General features: G+C 66.8%; 1 protein-coding gene (running past one end of the window). It reads left to right on the top strand.

All coding sequences use genetic code 11. From position 1 onward, the window contains the following. Positions 1–23,109: the 3' portion of a non-ribosomal peptide synthase/polyketide synthase gene (locus tag OH799_RS20515; protein ID WP_406266500.1), read on the top strand. 14,616 nt of this gene lie to the left of the window's left edge; only the last 23,109 of its 37,725 coding nucleotides appear in the window; the start codon falls outside the window, past its left edge; its stop codon occupies positions 23,107–23,109.

Below are 23,109 nucleotides of genomic sequence, written 5' to 3'. Positions count from 1 at the left end.
TTGCGTTCGGCCGCACAGGCTTTGGTGGACCGCTACGAGAACTTGCGCACCGCGTTCGTCACCGACCAGGACGGCAACCCGGTGCAGATCGTGCTCGACAGCGTCCGCGTCGAGTGGGCCGAGCACGACCGGATCGCCCACGGCGACGGGGACGACCTGATCGCCGCCGACCGCATGCGGCGTTTCGACCTGACCGCGCCACCGCTGATCCGCTTCACGTTGATCCAGGTGGCAGACTCTTCGGCAAAAGAAGGGGCCCGCTGGCAGTTCGTGGTGTCCAACCACCACATCCTGCTCGACGGCTGGTCCATGCCGCTGCTCATGCGGGACCTGCTGGTGCTCTACGCGGTGCACGCGGACACCTCGGGTGGGTTCGGGGGAGTGAACGCGGCTGGGTTCGGGGGAGTGAACGCGGCTGGGTTCGGGGGAGGCAGCTCGCCGCTGCCCGCGGTCCGTTCCTACCGGCACTTCCTGGAATGGACCCGGCAGCAAGATCATTCGGCATCGCTCGCGGCGTGGGCGAACGCGCTGCGCGGTGTCGGTGAGCCGACGCTGCTGGCCCGTCCGGATGCCGTTCGCGAGATCACCTCCTTGTCCGGCGAGTACTTCTTCGACTTGGACGAGAGCGTGACCGCGCGGCTGACCGCGCTGGCCGGGTCGCTCGGCGTCACGCCGAACACCGTGCTGCAGACGGCATGGGGCATTCTGCTCGGCCGGATGACCAGCCGTGACGACGTGCTGTTCGGCGCCACCGTCTCCGGGCGTCCCGCGCAGCTGCCCGGCGTGGAAGCGATGGTCGGTCTGTTCATCAACACCGTGCCGGTGCGGGTGCGTTTCGATCCGTCGGAATCCGTGCGGGAGCTGCTGACCAGGACCCAGGGCGAGCAGGCCGACCTGCTGGACCACCACTACGTCGGCCTCGCGGACATCCAGGCGGGCGCAGGCATCGGCGGCCTGTTCGACACGCTCGTGGTGTTCGAGTCCTACCCGGTCGATGCCGAGGGCCTGCAGGCGCAGGCCGCGGACATCGACGGCATGGCGGTGGTCGGACTGGACGCGGCCGACGCCACGCATTACCCGCTGACGCTGATCGCGCAGCTGGATTCACGCCTGCGGGTACGCGCGGGCTACCTGCGCGATCTGTTCGACGAGCAGACGGTGCGCCGCATCGCCGACCGCCTGATCCGGGTGCTCACCGCGATCACCACCGAACCCGACGTTGCCGTCGGTGACATCGAGCTGCTCGACTCCGCCGAGCGTGAGCTCGTGGTGTCCGGCTGGAACGACACGGGATATGAGGTCGATCCGGCTGAATTGCTGGGCCGTTCCTCGAGCTCCACGGCCCTGACCCTGGCCTCGATGTTCTACGCCCAGGTCGCGCGCACACCCGAAGCGCCCGCGGTCACGTTCGAGGGGACAAGTCTGGCCTATGGCGAATTCGCCGGCCGGGTGAACCAGCTGGCACGCTGGCTGATCGCGCGCGGAGTCGGCGCGGAATCGTATGTGGCGCTGGGTATGCGGCGGTCGATCGATCTGGTCGTCGGCATGTACGCCGTCGCTGTAGCGGGCGGCGCGTACGTACCGCTCGATCCGGATCATCCGGCCGAGCGCACGGAATACATTCTCGGCACGGCCGATCCGGTGTGCGTGCTGACCTCCGGCAGTGATCTGGAGAGCGACACCGCGCAGGTGCGGATCGACCTGCTCGATCTGAGCGGGCTGTCCGAGGCGACGGTCACCGACGCGGAGCGCCGGGCGCCACTGCGTCCGTCGAACACCGCGTACGTGATCTTCACGTCGGGCTCGACCGGTCGACCGAAGGGCGTCGCGGTCTCGCACGCGGCCATCGTCAACCGTCTGGTCTGGATGCAGACCGCCTACCAGCTGTCCGCGGACGACGTGGTGTTGCAGAAGACGCCCGCGACGTTCGACGTGTCGGTGTGGGAGTTCTTCTGGCCCTTGCAGATCGGTGCACGGCTGGTGGTCGCGAAGCCGGACGGGCATCGCGACCCGGCCTACCTCGCCGAGATCATCAGCGCGGAGCGGGTGAGCGTCACGCACTTCGTGCCATCCATGCTCGCCGTGTTCGTGAGTTCGTTGGCGGCGTCCGCCGAACCCTCCGTGGTTACGGAGGCCGCCGCATCCGGGTCCGTCGCTCCCACCGCGTCCGACGCGGCCGCGGCGCGGTATGACGCGCTGCGGCTGGTGTTCGCCTCCGGTGAGGCGTTGGCGCCGAAGCCTGCACATCGTCTGCGCGAGCTGACCGGTGCGGCGTTGCACAACCTGTACGGCCCGACCGAGGCGGCGGTCGACGTCACGTTCCACGAGGTGGTGGACGCGGACGTCGAGACGGTCCCCATCGGAGCTCCGGTGTTCAACACGCAGGTGTACGTGCTGGATTCACGGTTGCGACCGGTGCCGGTGGGTGTCGCGGGTGAGCTGTATCTGGCGGGCGCCCAGCTTGCGCGCGGTTACGTGGCGAGGCCGGACCTGACCGGTGACCGGTTCGTCGCCAACCCCTACGGGGAGCCTGGTGCGCGGATGTACCGTACCGGCGACCTGGTGGCCTGGACCACCGGCGCGAGCGCCGAATCAGGCACAGCCGGTGAACTTGTGTATCTGGGCCGCACCGACTTCCAGGTGAAGCTGCGTGGTCTGCGCATCGAGCTCGGCGAGATCGAGTCGGCGCTGGCCGGACTGGACGAGATCGCGCAGGCGGTCGTGGTGGCACGCTCCGACGCGCACACCGGTGACCAGCTCGTCGCGTACGTCATCGCGGCGCAGGACGCCCCGCTGGACACCGATCTGGTCCGTGAGGACCTGGCGCTGCAGCTGCCCGCGTACATGGTGCCATCACTGGTGATCGTGCTCGACGAATTCCCGCTCAACGCCTCCGGCAAGCTGGACCGTAAGGCGCTGCCCGCTCCGGTGTTCGAGGCGGCGGTGTTCCGCGCCCCGACCACGCCGGTCGAGGAGATCGTCGCCACCACCTTCGCCGACGTGCTCGGCCTGGAACGGGTCGGCCTGGACGACGACTTCTTCGCGCTCGGCGGCAACTCGCTCAGCGCCACCCAGGTCGCGGCTCGGCTCTCCACCGCGCTGGACACCGATCTCGGCGTCCGTGAGCTTTTCGAGGCCTCCACCGTGGTCGCGCTCGCGGCACGCGCGGAGACCAGTGCGGGTACGGGCGCGCGGGTGGCTCTGACGCCGCAGCCGCGGCCCGAGCTGGTCCCGCTGTCGCTGGCCCAGCAGCGCATGTGGTTCCTGAACCGCTTCGACCCCGAGTCGGCCGTCGACAACATCCCGGCCGCGGTGCGGCTGTCCGGTCTACTCGACCGGCAGGCGCTGCAGATCTCGGTCGCCGATGTGCTGGCCAGGCATGAGTCGCTGCGCACGTTCTACCCAGATGTAGACGGCACTGCCCACCAGCAGACCGTACCCACCGGCAAGGTCATTCCCGACCTCACGCCGATCGAGGTCACCGAAGCCGCACTGCCCGAGCGGCTTTCGGAGTTCGTGCTGACCGCGTTCGACGTGACCGTCGAGGTGCCGTTCCGTGCACGGCTGTTCGAGATCAGCCCGACCGAGCATGTGCTCGCGATGGTGGTGCACCACATCTCGGCCGACGGGTTCTCCATGGGCCCGCTCACCCGCGACGTGATGACCGCCTATGGCGCCCGCGTCGAGGGCGGCGAGCCCGCGTGGCGGCCGCTGGAGGTCCAGTACGCGGACTTCGCGCTATGGCAGCGCAAGGTGCTCGGCGCCGAGAACGATCCGAATTCGGTGATCTCCGCGCAGATCGCGTTCTGGTCCGACGCGCTGCGCGGGTTGCCCGAGCAGCTGGACCTGCCTGCTGACCGTCCGCGTCCCGCGGTGGCCTCTGGCCGCGGTGCTACGCACACCTTCGAGATCGACGCCGAAACTCACGGCAGTCTCACCGAACTCGCGCGCACCAGTGGTGTGACGCTGTTCATGGTCGCGCACGCCGCGCTTGCTGTCCTCTTGTCTCGTTTGTCCGGCGAGGACGACATCGCCATCGGTACCCCGGTCGCAGGCCGTGGCGAGCGCGCGCTCGACGACCTGATCGGCATGTTCGTCAACACTCTCGTGCTGCGGACGCCGATCGATGGCGCCGCGACGTTCACCGATCTGCTGCGCGCAGTGCGGGTCAGCGATATCGCGGCGTTCGGGCACGCGGACCTGCCGTTCGAGCGGCTGGTGGAGATTCTCAATCCACCGCGTTCGCAGGCGCGGCATCCGCTGTTCCAGGTGATGCTGTCGTTCCAGAACACTGGCCACAACAGCCTCGAACTGCCCGGTTTGACGGTCAGCGCGGTGGAGCTGCCCATCGACGTCGCCAAGTTCGACCTGCAGCTGGTGCTCTCGGAGCGCGTCGGCGCGACCAACGGCACCGGTGCGGCCCGGACCGGTATCACCGCCGAGCTGATCTACGCCACCGACCTGTTCGATCAGGACACGATGGCGACGTTCGGTCGCCGGTTCAACCGGCTGCTGAAGGCCGTTGCCGCCGAACCGGATCGGGCTGTCGGCGACATCGCGCTGCTGGATGAACGGGAGACCGAGCAGGCGCTGCGCGGATGGAACGACACCACGCAGATCGTGGACACCAGCGCGACGCTCGTGTCGATGTTCGCCGAGCAGGCCGCGAGCACGCCGGAAGCGGCGGCGCTGACGTTCGAGGGGACGAGTCTTGCCCACCCGTCGCCCGACCACCACCCCTCATCGAGTCGCTACGCGACGCTGACGTATTCCGAGTTCGCCGCGCGGGTGCGACGGCTGGCCCGGCACCTGATCGCGCTGGGCGTGGGCCCGGAGACGATGGTCGCGCTGGGTATGCGTCGGTCGATCGATCTGGTGGTCGGCATATATGCGGTGGTGGAGGCGGGCGCTGCCTATGTACCCCTCGATCCCGATCATCCGGCCGAACGCGTGCGGCACGTGCTCGACACCGCTGACCCGGTGTGTGCGCTCACCACCTCGCGCGACGGTTTCGACGTCGACACGGACACCACCGTGATCGAGATAGATCGACTGGATCTGTCCGCGTATTCGGATGATCCGGTGACCGATGTCGAGCGGATCATGCCGCTGCGGCCGTCGAATACCGCGTACGTGATCTTCACGTCGGGTTCGACGGGACGGCCGAAGGGTGTGGCCGTCAGCCATGCCGCGATCGTGAACCGCCTGGTCTGGATGCAAACCGAATACGGTCTCGGCCCCTTCGATGTGGTGCTGCAGAAGACCCCGGCGACGTTCGACGTGTCGGTGTGGGAGTTCTTCTGGCCGATGCAGGTCGGCGCGCGGCTGGTGGTGGCGAAGCCGGACGGGCATCGCGATCCGGCCTACCTCGCGCAGGTGATCGCCGAAGAGCAGGTCACAACGGTGCACTTCGTGCCGTCGATGCTGTCGGTATTCGTAGCAGACGATCGGGTGCGCGAATGCACCAGTCTGCGCAATGTCTTCGCCTCGGGTGAGGCGCTGCCCGCCGTCACCGCCCAGCGGCTGCTGGCCATGACCCCGGCGTGGTTGCACAACCTGTACGGCCCGACCGAGGCGGCGGTCGACGTCACCTATCACGAGGTGACGGAGACCGATACGGTGTCGGTGCCGATCGGTTCTCCGGTGTTCAACACACAGGTGTACGTATTGGATGCGCGGTTGCGTCCGGTTCCGGTGGGTGTCGCGGGTGAGCTGTACCTGGCGGGCGCCCAGTTGGCGCGCGGTTATGTGGCGCGGGCTGATCTGACGGCGGATCGGTTCGTGGCGAACCCGTTCGCGAAGATTGGGTCCGGGGGCGAAGGCGGAGCGCGGATGTATCGCACGGGTGACCTGGTCACCTGGACGGCGAACGGTGAGCTGGAGTACTTGGGGCGCACCGACTTCCAGGTGAAGCTGCGTGGCCTGCGCATCGAGCTCGGGGACATCGAAACCGCACTCACCGCACACGATGCGGTCGCGCAGGCGGTCGCGCTGGTGCGTTCCAATGCGCGCACCGGTGACCAGCTGGTCGGCTACGTGGTGCCGACAGCAGACGCGACAGTGGACGTCGAGCAGTTGCGGGCGTACCTGTCCGCGCAGCTGCCGTCGTACATGGTGCCCGCCGCGATCGTAGTGATCGATGCCATGCCGCTGAGCCCCAACGGCAAGCTGGATCGGCGCGCGCTGCCCGAACATACTTACGAGGCACGGGAATTCCGCGCACCGTCCACGACGATCGAGGAGATTGTCGCGAACACCTTCGCCGAGGTGCTCGGCATGGCGGCCGCCGACGGCGAGCGCGCCGTCGGCCTCGACGACAACTTCTTCGATCTGGGCGGCAACTCGCTGATCGCCACCCGGGTGGTCGCCCGTCTCGGGGCCGCATTGGATACCGCAATCCCGGTGCGGATGCTGTTCGAGGCGCCGACCGTCGCCTCGTTGGCCGCGCGGGTAGCGCCGAACCAGGGCGCCGGACGCCGCCGTGAGCTGGTGGCTGGTCCGCGGCCGTCTCAGATTCCGTTGTCGCTGGCGCAGCAGCGGATGTGGTTCCTGAATCGGTTCGATGCGGCCTCATCGGTCAACAACATCCCGGCGGCGATCAGTTTGTCCGGTGATCTGGATGTTGCCGCGTTGCAGCAGGCTGTTGGTGATGTGGTCGCCAGGCACGAGATCTTGCGTACGGTCTATCCGGAGCAGGGTCGGGCGGCGTATCAGGTGATTCTGCCCGCGGAGCGGGCGGTCCCGGACCTGACACCGGAAATCGTCGCTGCTGAGGATATTCGTCAGCGGATCATCGAGGTGGTTTCCGCTGGATTCGACGTGACCGCTGAGGTTCCGTTGCGGGCCAAGCTGTTCCGCGTCACCGGGGATGCCGCGGCGGGAGCCGACGCTGCCGGTGGAGCGGGAGCCGGCACCGAGTACGTCCTGGTGTTCGTCGCGCATCACATCAGTGCGGATGGTTGGTCGATGGGTCCGTTGACTCGTGATGTGATGGTGGCTTACGCGGCTCGCTCGGCTGGCGTGGAGCCTGGGTGGGCGCCGTTGGCGGTGCAGTACGCGGACTTCAGTCTGTGGCAACGTGACGTGCTCGGCTCCGAAGCCGACCCCGAGAGCCTGTTCTCGCGGCAGGCCGATTATTGGCGTGCCGCGTTGGCGGGGTTGCCCGATGAGCTGAATCTGCCTGCTGATCGGGTGCGTCCGACGACGCAGTCGTTTGCTGGTGGGCGTGTGGTGTTCCCGATCGAGGGCGGGTTGCATCGTGCGTTGACCGAGATCGCCAGACAGCAGAACGCGACGCTGTTCATGGTGGTGCACGCTGCGTTGGCGTTGTTCCTTGCTCGTATGTCCGGTACCGACGATATTGCTATCGGTACGCCGGTGGCTGGTCGTGGTGAGGCTGAGCTCGATGATGTGATCGGCATGTTCGTCAACACGTTGGTGTTGCGTTCACAGGTGGACGGCGATCTGAGCTTCGGCGAGTTCTTGGCCAGAACGAAGGACGCCGATCTGCAGGCGTTCGCGCACGCGGATCTGCCTTTCGAGCGGTTGGTGGAGTTGCTCAATCCCGAGCGTTCCACCGCACGGCATCCGTTGTTCCAGGTGGCGTTGTCGTTCGAGAATCTGCCGGAGAGCAGTTTCGAGCTGCCTGGGTTGCGGGTCGGTGCGGTCGATTTCGATGTCGACACCGCGAAGTTCGATCTCTCACTGACGATGCGGGAGGCAGGACACAACCCCGACGACGCGGGCATGTACGCGGAGTTCTCCTTCGCGCGTGACCTGTTCGACGAAGACACCGTGCGAGTCTTCGCCGAACGGTTCACCAGACTGCTGCACGCGATCACCACCCAACCAGAGCAGCCGGTCGGCGACCTGCAGATCCTGGACACGGCCGAGTACGAACTGCTCACGCACATGCACGGCGAGGACGTGATGGCCACCGGTCTGCTGCCGGACCTGCTCGCGCGTGGCGCGCAGCTGGACCCAGAGCAGATCGCGGTCCGATACCAGGGCAGGTCGATCACCTACCGGGAGCTCGACGAGTACTCCTCGCGCCTGGCGCGGGTGCTCATCGCGCACGGCGTCGGACCGGAACGCATGGTGGCGCTGTCATTCCCGCGCTCCTACGAGATGGTCGCCGCGTTCTGGGCGGTGGCGAAGGCGGGCGGCGCGCATGTGCCGATCGACCCGACCTATCCCGAAGACCGTCAGCGGCACATGGTCAACGACTCCGGCGCGGTCATCGGCATTACCGCGAGCGAGTACGTGGACCGGCTGCCGCGCACCGTCGAGTGGCTACGGATGGACGATCCGGAGTTCGGCGACCTGGTCGAGCGCCAGTCCGCCCAGCCCGTGACGGACGCGGACCGGATTTCCTCGCTGTCCATGCGGCACCCGGTGTATGTCATCTACACCTCGGGTTCGACCGGTATGCCCAAGGGCGTCACCGTGACCCACGCGGGTATGGGCGGTCTGGCCGGCGTAGCGACCGACCTGTACCACCTCGAGTCGCACCACCGCTTCCTGCACATCTGCTCGCCGAGCTTCGACCCCTCGGTGCTCGAATGGCTGTGTGCCGCCTACATCGGTGCCACGCTGGTGATCGTGCCGTCGACCATCATCGGCGGCTCGGAGCTGGCCGAGCTGCTGCGCACCGAGCGGGTGACGCACACGATCATCACCCCCGCGGTGCTCGGCACCGTCGATCCTGAAGGGATGGAGGCGCTCGAGGTCGCTTCCGTCGGCGGCGACGTCACTACGCCGGAACTGTTGGCCAAGTGGGGGCCGGGTCGCAAGTACTTCAACGCCTACGGCCCGACCGAGACGACGATCATCTCGTCGTACGCCAGCCTCATCCCGGGCAGGCACATCACCATCGGACGTCCGGTGCTCGGCATGTCGGCCCTGGTGCTGGACAACCGGCTCAATCCGGTGCCGCCGGGTGTCGCGGGCGAGCTGTACCTGGCCGGTGGCGCGCTGGCGCGCGGCTACCACAACCGCCCCGACCTCACCGCGGAACGGTTCGTCGCCAACCCGTGGAGCAATGAGGGTGCGCGGATGTACCGCACTGGTGACGTGGTGCGCTGGTTCGCCGAACCCGGTGAGCGGGAGGGCAACGCCGCGGTGCCGTCGGTGCAGTGGGAGCTGGACTACGTCGGCCGCTCGGACTTCCAGGTCAAGATCCGCGGCTTCCGCATCGAGCTCGGCGAAATCGATGCCGTGCTCGGCAAGCACGAGGACGTCGAGTACGCGATCACGCTCGGCCGCCAGACCGCTGCGGGCGCGACGATTCTCGTCTCCTACGTGCTGGCGGCAGCCGGCCGCGAGATCGACACCGCGCGGCTGACGGAGTACGCGTCGCGCAGCCTGGCGCCGCACATGGTGCCCACGGCCATCGTGGTGATCGACGAGATCCCGCTGACTCCGGTCGGCAAGCTGGACCGCGAGGCGCTGCCCTCGCCGGTGTTCGAGGCGAAGGTGTTTCGCGCGCCGTCCACGCCGATCGAGCAGATCGTCGCAGGCATCTTCATGGACGTGCTCGGCGTCACCCGGCTCGGCTTGGACGACAACTTCTTCGAACTCGGCGGCAACTCCTTGCTGGCCACCCAGGTGACCTCGCGCCTCAGCGCGGCGCTGGACACCCAGCTGGCGGTCCGCGATCTGTTCGATGCCTCGACGGTGTTCGAACTGGCCGCTCGGGTCGAACACAACGCCGGATCCGGCACGGCTCGGCCGCGGCTCGTCGCGGGCGAACGACCGGAACGGGTTCCGCTTTCGCTGGCCCAGCAGCGGTACTGGTTCCTCAACCAGTTCGACACCAGCACCTCCGCGGTGGACAACATTCCGCTCGCGGTGCGCTTGTCGGGTGCCCTCGATGTGGCCGCGCTCAGCCAGGCGATCGGTGATGTCTTCGCCCGCCATGAGGTGCTGCGCACCACCTACCCGCGTTCGGTCGATGGTCCGCACCAGGTGATTCACCCGGCGGCGGAGACGGTGCCCGTGCTCGTCCCGGTCGAGGTGGCCGAGGCGGATCTGCTGCAGAAGCTGATCGAGTTCGCCCGTGTCTCCTTCGATGTCACCGTCGAGGTGCCGCTGTCGGTGGCGCTGTTCCGCATCATCCCGGATGAGCACGGGACGGAATCCGATACCGTCGAGCATGTGGTCGCCTTCTCCGTGTACCACATAGCCAGCGACGGGGCGTCCACGGGTCCGCTGGCCCGCGATGTGATGGCGGCCTACTTGGCCCGGGTGAACGGCGAGGTCCCGCAATGGGAGCCGCTGCCGGTCCAGTTCGCCGATTTCGCGGTGTGGCAGCGTGCGGTGCTCGGTTCCGAAGAAGACCCGGAGTCGTTGGCCGCCCAGCAGGTTGCCTACTGGAAGACCACACTGGCCGGTCTGCCGGAGCAGCTGGAGCTGCCGACGGACCGCCCGCGTCCGCCCGCGCAGTCGTTCCAGGGCAAGGCGATTCGCTTCGAGATCTCGCCGAACCGGCATAGGCGCCTGCAGGAACTGGCGCGGGCCAACAATGCGTCGTTGTTCATGGTCGTGCACGCGGCGTTGGCGGTGCTGCTTGCCCGGTTGTCCGGGACCGACGACGTTGCGGTGGGTACGCCGATCGCCGGTCGTGGTGAGCGTGAACTCGATGACCTGATCGGTATGTTCGTCAATACCTTGGTGTTCCGCACCGAGGTTGATGGTGGTATGCGATTCAGTGACCTGCTCGCGGGTGTGCGGGAGCGGGATCTGGAGGGCTTCGCGCATGCGGATGTGCCGTTCGAGCGGCTTGTCGAGGTGCTCAATCCGGTGCGCTCCACCGCGCGCAACCCGCTGTTCCAGGTGAGTCTGCTGTTCCAGAACTACGCCGAGACGACGTTGGAACTGCCCGGATTGACCGCCAGCCCAGTCGATTTCGATATGCAACTGGCTAAGACCGATCTGGAGGTGACCCTGTACGACCGGTATGCCGAAGACGGCACACCAGCGGAGATCCTCACCGAGTTCGCCTACGCCATTGATTTGTTCGATGAGGCGACGGTGCAGGGGTTCGCGGACCGCTTCGTCATGGTGCTTGATGCCATCATTGCGGACGCCGCGGTGCCGGTGGGTGATATCGATCTTCTGGCGCCTGCTGAGCGGGGTCGGTTGGTTTCGGGTTGGAACGATACCGATCGTGTGGTGGCGTCGGAGTTGCTGCTGGATGGTTATCGGCGTGCGGTTGCTGCGGATCCGGATGCGGTGGCTGTGGTGTTCGAGGGTGTCGAGCTGACTTATGCCGAGTTCGATACACGGGTGAACAAGCTTGCGCGGTTGTTGATTGCGCAAGGTGTGGGCGCGGAGTCGTTGGTGGGGTTGGCGGTTCGGCGTTCGCTGGACCTGGTCGTCGGCATGTATGCGATCGTGACGGCCGGTGGCGCGTGGGTGCCGCTGGATCCGGATCATCCAGCCGAACGCATCACCCATATCCTCGACACCGCTGCACCTGTTTGTGTGGTGACAACGACGGCGGATGCAGTGCCGGTGCCGGATGGTACGACGGTGCTGCCCATGGATGCGGTGGACCTGGACGGGTTCTCCGGTGCCCCGGTGCGCGGCGAGGAGTTGTTGCATCCGGTAACGCCGGCGAATCCGGCGTACGTCATCTTCACGTCCGGATCGACCGGTCGCCCCAAGGGCGTCGCGGTCTCGCACGCGGCGATCAACAACCAGATCGAGTGGATGCTTGCGGAGTACCCGCTGGGCCCGGCAGATGTGTATCTGCAGAAGACCGCGACGACGTTCGACGTGTCACTGTGGGGCTACTTCATGCCACTGCGGGCAGGCGCGAAGCTGATTGTCGCGACCCATGATGGCCATCGGGATCCGGTATACGTCGCGGAAACCGTTGTCACGCAGCAGGTCACGGTCACCGACTTCGTACCCTCGATGTTGGCGGTGTTCGCCGCGCACGTGACCCCCGGGTCGATTCCGACACTGCGGGATGTCTTTGTGATCGGTGAGGCGCTGCCCCCGGAGACGGTAGCCGCATGGCAGGGCGTGTCGGACGCGTCATTGCACAACCTGTACGGGCCGACCGAAGCCGCGGTATCGGTGACGTACTGGCCCGCAGACGGACGCGACGAACGGACCGTGCCGATCGGACGGCCGCAGTGGAACACCCAAGTGTATGTACTGGACTCACGGCTGCGACCGGTCCCGGCCGGTGTCTCCGGCGAGTTGTATCTCGCCGGTGACCAACTGGCGCGCGGATATGTGGCTCGTCCGGATTTAACGGCGGACCGGTTCGTGGCGAGCCCGTTCACAGTCGGTGAGCGGATGTACCGCACCGGTGACCTCGTGGTGTGGCGTGAGCCGGTCGCGGATCTCCCGCATCGATTGGAGTACATCGGACGTACCGATTTCCAGGTGAAATTCCGGGGCCAACGGATCGAGCTGGGAGAAATCGAAGCGGCATTGTTGGCGCAGCCAGCCATCAGCCAGTCGGTGGCGTTGGTGGCGCCTTCGTCACTGGGTGACCAACTGGTGGCCTACGTCGTCGCTGTTCCAGGGGACCAGATCGATCCAGTGGCGCTGCGGTCGGCGATCAGTGAGGTTCTGCCTGCTTATATGGTTCCGGCGGCGGTCGTCGTGTTGGATGCGTTCCCGCTGAACACCAGTGGCAAGTTGGATCGGAAGGCGTTGCCTGCACCGGAGTTCGAAGCGAAGGTGTTCCGTGCTCCTTCGACACCGGTCGAGGAGATCGTGGCGGGTGTGTTCGCTGACGTGCTCGGAATCGAGCGGGTCGGTGTGGATGATGATTTCTTCGGGTTGGGTGGTAACTCGCTGATCGCCACGCAGGTCACCGCACGCCTTGGTGAGATGTTGAGCACGCGTGTTCCGGTGCGTGTGTTGTTCGAGGCGTCGACGGTCGCGGCGTTGGCGGTTCGGGTTGAACAGCAGGCGGGCACTGTCGGGCGTTTGGCGTTGGCGGCTGGTCGGCGCCCGGAACGGGTTCCGTTGTCGCTGGCGCAGCAGCGGATGTGGTTTTTGAATCAGTTCGATACCCAGTCCACGGCCTACAACCTGCCGATCGCGGTCCGGTTGACCGGCTTGTTGGATGTTTCGGCGCTGCGTGCAGCGATCGCGGATCTGGTGGGCAGGCACGAGGTACTGCGTACGGTGTATCCGGCGGTTGACGGCGACCCGGTACAGCTGATTTTGTTGCCGACTCAGGCGGAGTTGTCGCTGATGGAGCGGTCCGTCGCTGCTGTGGATGTCGAGCCCGCTGTGGTGGAGTTGGTTTCGACGCAGTTCGATGTCACCGGTGAGGTGCCGGTGCGGGTGGCGTTGTTCGAGATCGAAGACGCCACGGCCACCCCGGAGTATGTGATCGCGATGGTGGTGCATCACATCGCCGGTGACGGCTGGTCGGTGGGGCCGCTGGTGCGGGATCTGATGACTGCCTACGTGGCACGGTCTGCGGGCGAGTCACCGAGCTGGGCTCCGCTCGAGGTGCAGTACGCCGATTACAGTGTTTGGCAGCGTGAACTGCTGGGCAGCGAAGACGATCCAGGTTCGATGATGGCGGATCAGGTCGCCTACTGGCGCACAGCACTGGCAGATTTGCCGGAACAATTGGACCTGCCGGTGGACCGGCCGCGCCCGGCGATGCAGTCCTTCGCCGGTAGCACGGTGGAAGTGGGTATCGATGCCGACACCCACCGTGGGCTGATCGAGGTGGCGCAGTCCCAGGGCGCGACACTGTTCATGGTGGTCCACACGGCGCTGGCGGTGTTGATGGCTCGGTTGTCGGGCACCGACGACATCGCGATCGGCACACCGATGGCGGGCCGCGGCGAGACCGCGCTCAACGATCTGATCGGGACATTCATCAACACACTGGTGTTCCGTAGTCGTGTGGATTCCGGTGCGGCATTCACGGACCTGCTTGCACGTCAGCGTGAGACCGATATCCAGGCGTTCGCGCATGCGGACGTGCCGTTCGAGCGGCTCGTCGAGGTACTCAACCCCGCGCGTTCGACGGCGCGGCATCCACTGTTCCAGGTGGGTTTGTCGTTCCAGAACCTGGCCGTGACCACGCTCGAACTGCCCGGCTTGACAGTGTCAGGAGTGGACTTCGACACTGCGATCTCCCAATTCGACCTGCATCTGGTCCTCGCCGATCAGTACGACGAGTCGGGGGCGCCTACCGGCATCGCCGGTGTGTTCACCTACGCCACCGATCTGTTCGACCACAGCACTGTGCAGGGATTCGCCCAGCGGTTCATTCGCTTGTTGGGTGAGATCATCGCTGCGCCACGTAGCGCGGTGGGTGATCTGGAATTACTTGCCGCGACTGAGCGGGGTCGGTTGGTTTCGGGTTGGAACGATACCGATCGTGTGGTGGCGTCGGAGTTGCTGCTGGATGGTTATCGGCGTGCGGTTGCTGCGGATCCGGATGCGGTGGCTGTGGTGTTCGAGGGTGTCGAGCTGACTTATGCCGAGTTCGATACACGGGTGAACAAGCTTGCGCGGTTGTTGATTGCGCAAGGTGTGGGCGCGGAGTCGTTGGTGGGGTTGGCGGTTCGGCGTTCGCTGGACCTGGTCGTCGGCATGTATGCGATCGTGACGGCCGGTGGCGCGTGGGTGCCGCTGGATCCGGATCATCCAGCCGAACGCATCACCCATATCCTCGACACCGCTGCACCTGTTTGTGTGGTGACAACGACGGCGGATGCAGTGCCGGTGCCGGATGGTACGACGGTGCTGCCCATGGATGCGGTGGACCTGGACGGGTTCTCCGGTGCCCCGGTGCGCGGCGAGGAGTTGTTGCATCCGGTAACGCCGGCGAATCCGGCGTACGTCATCTTCACGTCCGGATCGACCGGTCGCCCCAAGGGCGTCGCGGTCTCGCACGCGGCGATCAACAACCAGATCGAGTGGATGCTTGCGGAGTACCCGCTGGGCCCGGCAGATGTGTATCTGCAGAAGACCGCGACGACGTTCGACGTGTCACTGTGGGGCTACTTCATGCCACTGCGGGCAGGCGCGAAGCTGATTGTCGCGACCCATGATGGCCATCGGGATCCGGTATACGTCGCGGAAACCGTTGTCACGCAGCAGGTCACGGTCACCGACTTCGTACCCTCGATGTTGGCGGTGTTCGCCGCGCACGTGACCCCCGGGTCGATTCCGACACTGCGGGATGTCTTTGTGATCGGTGAGGCGCTGCCCCCGGAGACGGTAGCCGCATGGCAGGGCGTGTCGGACGCGTCATTGCACAACCTGTACGGGCCGACCGAAGCCGCGGTATCGGTGACGTACTGGCCCGCAGACGGACGCGACGAACGGACCGTGCCGATCGGACGGCCGCAGTGGAACACCCAAGTGTATGTACTGGACTCACGGCTGCGACCGGTCCCGGCCGGTGTCTCCGGCGAGTTGTATCTCGCCGGTGACCAACTGGCGCGCGGATATGTGGCTCGTCCGGATTTAACGGCGGACCGGTTCGTGGCGAGCCCGTTCACAGTCGGTGAGCGGATGTACCGCACCGGTGACCTCGTGGTGTGGCGTGAGCCGGTCGCGGATCTCCCGCATCGATTGGAGTACATCGGACGTACCGATTTCCAGGTGAAATTCCGGGGCCAACGGATCGAGCTGGGAGAAATCGAAGCGGCATTGTTGGCGCAGCCAGCCATCAGCCAGTCGGTGGCGTTGGTGGCGCCTTCGTCACTGGGTGACCAACTGGTGGCCTACGTCGTCGCTGTTCCAGGGGACCAGATCGATCCAGTGGCGCTGCGGTCGGCGATCAGTGAGGTTCTGCCTGCTTATATGGTTCCGGCGGCGGTCGTCGTGTTGGATGCGTTCCCGCTGAACACCAGTGGCAAGTTGGATCGGAAGGCGTTGCCTGCACCGGAGTTCGAAGCGAAGGTGTTCCGTGCTCCTTCGACACCGGTCGAGGAGATCGTGGCGGGTGTGTTCGCTGACGTGCTCGGAATCGAGCGGGTCGGTGTGGATGATGATTTCTTCGGGTTGGGTGGTAACTCGCTGATCGCCACGCAGGTCGTGGCGCGTATCGGTGCTGCGCTGGATTCGCGGGTTCCGTTGCGGGTGTTGTTCGAAGCATCCACCGTTACCGGACTCGCGGCGAAGGTCGAGCAGCATGCCGGCGCTGGTGGCCGCAAGGTACTGGAGGCTGGTCCGCGGCCGTCCCAGATTCCGTTGTCGCTGGCGCAGCAGCGGATGTGGTTCCTGAATCGGTTCGATGCGGCCTCATCCGTTTACAACATCCCGGCGGCGATCAGTTTGTCCGGTGATCTGGATGTTGCCGCGTTGCAGCAGGCTGTTGGTGATGTGGTCGCCAGGCACGAGATCTTGCGTACGGTCTATCCGGAGCAGGGTCGGGCGGCGTATCAGGTGATTCTGCCCGCGGAGCGGGCGGTCCCGGACCTGACACCGGAAATCGTCGCTGCTGAGGATATTCGTCAGCGGATCATCGAGGTGGTTTCCGCTGGATTCGACGTGACCGCTGAGGTTCCGTTGCGGGCCAAGCTGTTCCGCGTCACCGGGGATGCCGCGGCGGGAGCCGACGCTGCCGGTGGAGCGGGAGCCGGCACCGAGTACGTCCTGGTGTTCGTCGCGCATCACATCAGTGCGGATGGTTGGTCGATGGGTCCGTTGACTCGTGATGTGATGGTGGCTTACGCGGCTCGCTCGGCTGGCGTGGAGCCTGGGTGGGCGCCGTTGGCGGTGCAGTACGCGGACTTCAGTCTGTGGCAACGTGACGTGCTCGGCTCCGAGGCCGACCCCGAGAGCTTGATCTCGCGGCAGGCCGATTATTGGCGTGCCGCGTTGGCGGGGTTGCCCGATGAGCTGAATCTGCCTGCTGATCGGGTGCGTCCGACGACGCAGTCGTTTGCTGGTGGGCGTGTGGTGTTCCCGATCGAGGGCGGGTTGCATCGTGCGTTGACCGAGATCGCCAGACAGCAGAACGCGACGCTGTTCATGGTGGTGCACGCTGCGTTGGCGTTGTTCCTTGCTCGTATGTCCGGTACCGACGATATTGCTATCGGTACGCCGGTGGCTGGTCGTGGTGAGGCTGAGCTCGATGATGTGATCGGCATGTTCGTCAACACGTTGGTGTTGCGTTCACAGGTGGACGGCGATCTGAGCTTCGGCGAGTTCTTGGCCAGAACGAAGGACGCCGATCTGCAGGCGTTCGCGCACGCGGATCTGCCTTTCGAGCGGTTGGTGGAGTTGCTCAATCCCGAGCGTTCCACCGCACGGCATCCGTTGTTCCAGGTGGCGTTGTCGTTCGAGAATCTGCCGGAGAGCAGTTTCGAGCTGCCTGGGTTGCGGGTCGGTGCGGTCGATTTCGATGTCGACACCGCGAAGTTCGATCTCTCACTGACGATGCGGGAGGCAGGACACAACCCCGACGACGCGGGCATGTACGCGGAGTTCTCCTTCGCGCGTGACCTGTTCGACGAAGACACCGTGCGAGTCTTCGCCGAACGGTTCACCAGACTGCTGCACGCGATCACCACCCAACCAGAGCAGCCGGTCGGCGACCTGCAGATCCTGGAGGAGTCAGAGCGTACTGACCTGCTCACTCGGGCTGGTGGCCCAGCAGTGCGGCCGCGCACTCTTCCGGAGCTCATGACGGCCGCGGCGGCTGCGAATCCGCACGGTCCGGCAGTCGTCTTCGAGGGCACCTCGTTGACCTACGCCGAACTCGATGCCGCCTCCACACAATTGGCGCGCGTCCTGATCGATCGTGGCGCGCGTCCGGAGGTGCTGGTGGCCGTGGCGATTCCGCGGTCGATCCGGTCGGTGCTCGCGGTGTGGGCGGTGGCCAAGTCGGGTGCCGCATTCCTGCCGGTCGACCCGGCCTACCCGGCCGACCGCATTGCGCACATGGTCTCCGACTCGGGTGCGCAGCTCGGCCTCACGATCGTCGCGGAAGCCGCTGCCCTGCCGCCGATCACCAGCGGTGCCGGCTGGCTGGCCTTGGACGATCCGCAGTTCGAGGCCGAAGTGCAGGCGCAGTCGGATCTTCCGCTCGCCGATTCCGAGCGGCACGGTGTGATCCGGGCGGAAAACACTGCGTACGTGATCTACACGTCCGGTTCCACCGGTCTCCCCAAGGGCGTCGTGGTCACCCATGCCGGCCTGGCGAACTTCAGCGCCGAGCAGGTGGAGCGGTATCGCCTGGACCGGGATTCGCGGGCCCTGGCGTTCGCATCCCCGTCCTTCGACGCGTCGATGCTGGAGTTGTTGCTCGCGCTCGGCTCGGCGGGCGGGCTCGTGGTCGCGCCGCCGCTGACCTTCGGCGGTGAGGCACTGGCCGACCTGATCCGTGCCGAGGGTGTCACGCACGCCTTCCTCACCCCGTCGGTTCTGGCGTCGCTGGACTCGGACGCGTTGTCGGGTATGCGGGCGATCGTGGCGGGCGGCGAAGCGGTGCCCGCTGATCTGGCGGCCAAGTGGGTCGGGGTGTCCGAGCGGGCGTTCCACAACGGGTACGGGCCCACCGAGACGACGATCATGACCAACATCAGTGACGCGTTGCGGCCTGGCGACCCGGTCACCATCGGCGGTCCGATCCGCGGCATGCGGTCGCTGGTGCTCGACAGCAGGCTGCGTCCGGTGCCTGAAGGTGTTGCGGGCGAACTCTATGTGGGTGGTATCCAGTTGACGCGTGGCTATCACGCGCGACCGAGACTGACGGCGGCGCGGTTCGTCGCCGATCCGTATGGTGCGCCTGGTGATCGTCTCTACCGCACCGGCGACATGGTCCGCTGGGGCAGGGCCGGGGGCGTCCCGGTGGTGGAGTATGTGGGCCGCAACGACTTCCAGGTGAAGGTCCGCGGTTTCCGCATCGAGCTCGGTGAGATCGATGCTGCGCTCGCGGCGCAGCCGGGCGTCGACTTCGCGGTCACGGTCGGCCGCGAAGCCGGTTCCGGCGCGACGATGCTGGTCTCCTACGTGCTGCCGGCCAAGGGGGCGACGCTGGAGCCTGCCGTGCTGACCGAACGGATCGGGCGGACGTTGCCGGAGTACATGGTGCCCGCGGCGATCGTCGTGCTCGACGAGATCCCGCTCACGCCGGTCGGCAAGCTGGACCGCAAAGCACTACCCGAACCAGCCGTGGAGACCCGCGCCTACCGCGCCCCGCAAAACCCCACCGAACAGGTGATCGCCGAGGTGGTCGGCGATGTGCTCGGCATCGACCGGGTTGGCCTGGACGACGACTTCTTCGCGCTCGGTGGTGACAGCATCGTCTCCATCCAGTTGGTGTCGCGGGCCAAGACGCGTGGGGTGACCTTCACCCCGCGCGACGTCTTCGAGCAACGCACCGTGGCCGCGCTGGCCGAGATCGCGACGCTCGGCGGCCCCGAACAGGCGAAGCTGGAGGAACTGCCCGGCGGCGGTGTCGGCGAGATCCCGCTGTCGCCGATCATGACGCAATTTCTTGCGAGCGGCTCGTCCTACCAGCGGTTCTCGCAGACCATGGCGTTGCGACTGCCCGAGGGCATCGATCGGGAGACCCTGGTCGGCACCATCGCGGCCGTGTTCGACCATCACGACGTGCTGCGGTCGCGCCTGCGCCGCACCGGCGCGGACTGGACGTTCGAGGCGCTGCCGCGCGGTGCGGTCGACATCGATGCGCTGGTGCATCGGGTGGAGCTGGCCGTCGACATCGACGAGGCGGAGCTCACCAGGGTCGGCACCGAGGCGCTGGACGCGGCGCTGGGCCGGCTCGATCCGGCGAATGCTGCGATGGCGCAGTTCGTTTGGTTCGCCTTCGACGGTGAGCGGCGCGACGTGTTGCTGATCGCCGCGCACCACTTCGTGATCGACGGCGTGTCGTGGCGCATCCTGATCCCGGACTTCGCGGTCGCCTGGTCGCAACTGGTTGCCGGTCAGCCGGTGGCGCTGCCCGCCAACGGCACCTCGATGCGGCGCTGGGCGCACAGCCTCCTCGACGCGGCGCGTGCGCCGGAACGGGTCGCGGAACTGCCGTTCTGGCAGCAGGTTTCGGCCACCTCGGACCCACTGCTCGGCGTGCGTGCGTTCGACCCCGAAGTCGACACGAACGCGACCGTCGAGCGAGTCGAGGTCACACTGCCCGCCGAGATCACCGATGCGGTGCTCACCGCGATTCCCGGCCTCTACCGCGGCGGCGTGAACGACGGTTTGCTGTCGGCTCTGGCCATGGCCGTCGTCCGCTGGCGCGGCGACCGCTCGGCAGGAGCGACCGGTTCGGAGGCGGCAGCTCGCGTAACCACAGCGGGACCCGCGGACGCTGCCACTGGACACGACTCGGTGCTGATCAAGCTGGAAGGCCACGGTCGCGAAGAGGACGTCGTCGCCGGCGCGGACCTCTCGCGCACCGTCGGCTGGTTCACCACCGCCTACCCGGTCCGGCTGGACCTGGCCGGCGCGGACCTCACAGACGCCTTCGCCGGTGGCGCCGCGCTGGGCGATATCGTGAAGTCGATCAAAGAGCAGTTGCTCGTGGTGCCCGACAAGGGCCTCGGCTATGGCCTGCTGCGGCATCTGAACCCGGAAACCGCCCCGCGCCTCGGTAGCGCGGGTGGGAACAGGGCGGGATCCGACGCAGCCCAGATCAGCTTCAACTACCTGGGCCGGATGTCGGCAGGGGGGGACAACGAGCAGCTAGCCGAGATCGGCTGGGTGCCGGTGGCCGACCTCGGTCAGCTGGATGTCGACATGGACCTCGACATGCCCGCCAACGCGACGATCGACATCAACGCGATCGTCACCGACGGCGCGGACGGCCCGCAGCTGAGTGCGTCGTTCGCCTTCCCGACCGGGCTGCTCGGCCAGGAACAGGTGCAGGAGTTCGCCGACCTCTGGGTCGAGGCGCTGACCGCGCTGGCCACGCATGCCCGGCGGCCGGGCGCGGGTGGCTTCACGCCGTCGGACATGCCGCTGGTCCGGGTCGGCCAGACCGACATCGAGCTGTGGGAACGGAACTACCCGGCGCTGGCCGAGGTATGGCCGCTCTCGCCGCTGCAGTCCGGTCTGCTGTTCCATGCGCTGATGTCCCAGTCCACCGTGGACGTGTACACCGTTCAGGCCGTGGTCGACCTGGGCGGCACGCTGGACGTCGCACGGCTGCGCGCGGCCGCGCAGGGCATCATCGACCGGTACCCGAATCTGCGCAGCGCGTTCGTCACCGACTCCGACGGACAGGCCGTGCAAGTGGTGCTGGATCGGGTCGAGGCGCCGTGGCGCGAGGTGGATCTCACCGGGCTGCCCGCCGAGCAGCGGACCGCGGAACTGCGCAGGCAGGTCACGGCCGAGCAGGCGACGCGCTTCGACATGACCGTCTCGCCGCTGATGCGGTTCACGTTGTTCCGCAGCGACGAGTCGCAGTGGCACCTGGCCATCACTACCCACCACATCCTGGTGGATGGTTGGTCGATGCCGCTGCTCTTGCGGGATCTGCTGGTGCTGTACGCGGTCCGCGGCGACCAGACGTCGCTGCCGCGGGTGGCGTCCTACCGCACCTTCCTCGGTTGGCTGGCGGGGCGCGACCGGGACGCCTCGCTGCGCGTCTGGGCGTCGGCGCTGGACGGACTCACCGAGCCGACGCAGCTCGCGCCGCAGCCGCGTGCCGCGGAGAACTACGAGATCGGCAAGCTGACCACCGAGATCGACGCCGACCGCACCCGCAGGATCACCAAGCACGCAGCCGAACTCGGCGTCACGGTGAACACGCTGGTGCAGGCGGCGTGGGGCATTCTGCTCGGGCGGCTCACCGGTCGCGGCGATGTGGTATTCGGCGCGACAGTGTCCGGCCGTCCGGCGGAGCTGTCCGGCGTCGAGTCCATGGTGGGTCTGTTCATCAACACGCTGCCGGTGCGGCTGCGGATCGATGACCGCGAGTCCGTCGGCAAGCTGCTGGAGCGGTTGCAGCACGATCAGGCCGACCTGCTCGAGCACCACTACGTGGGGCTCACCGACATCCAGCGGGTGGCGGGTACCGGGTCGTTGTTCGACACGCTGGTGGTGTTCGAGTCGTATCCGATCGACAAGGAAGCGATTTCGGCGGCCAGCTCGATCGACGGCATGTCGGTCACTGGTGTCGACCTCAACGACGCGACGCACTATCCGATGACGCTGATGGTGGTCGCGGAGTCCACCATCGAGCTGATCCTGAAGTATCTGGGCAGCCGGTTCACTGCGGAAGAGGTGGAAATCCTCTCCGCGCGCCTGGTCCGGGTGCTGGACGCGCTGGTCGGCGATCCGGATTCCCTGATCGGCGACATCGATATTCTGGATGCGGACGAACGGGCCCAGCTGCTGGTCGAATCCGGTATCACGGCAACAGCTTCCGTGCAGGAGCCGGTCGGCCGGGTTGGTGCGCGCACGGTGGCCAAGGTGCTCGGCGAGGTCGTCGAGGAGGACCCGGAGGCGCCCGCGCTCCTGGCCGACGGCGACGAGGTCGCCTACCACGTGCTGGATCGGCGCTCCTCGCAGCTGGCCAGGGTACTGATCGATCGCGGTGCGGGGCCGGGCGACGTCGTCGCGGTGACCCTGCCGCGCTCGGTGGACGCCGTGGTCGCCGTGTGGGCGGTGCAGAAGGCCGGTGCGGCCTGCCTGTTCGCGGGCGATCTGTCGGCGGCGGAGCTGTCGGCGGCGGGCGCCGGGTTCGGGATCGCCCTGGAACCGGTGGCCGACAGCGACATTCGCTGGTTGGTACCCGCCGACCCGCAGGTGCGGCAAGAGCTCGCCGCGGCGGCGTCGCATCCGGTGTCCTACACGGATCGGGCGCGCCCGCTCGGTGCGGATCACCCGGCGTTCGTCGTTTCCACGGCGGGCGGCGTCGTCGCGGTCACCCAGACCGAGGCGCTCGCCCAGGCCGAACGGGTGCGCGAGGAGTACGAGATCGACTACGAGTCGACCACGTTCACCGTCGCCTCATCCGGCCGGGCGGCTCTGCTGGAATTCCTGGCCGCCACCACCGCGGGCGCCCTCTCGGTCCTCCCGAACGGCGACCTCGGCGGCGATCTCGCCGACGGCGAAGTCACGCACTGGTTCGTCAGCCCGGGCGACGCTACCGACGCGGCCGAGGACGGGGTCAGGATCGTGATCGCGGACTAA

This window comes from Nocardia sp. NBC_00881 (assembly GCF_045207455.1).
GTDB lineage: Bacteria > Actinomycetota > Actinomycetes > Mycobacteriales > Mycobacteriaceae > Nocardia.
Note: the sequence above shows the minus strand (reverse complement) of the source record. Positions and strands in the feature narration are given on the sequence as shown.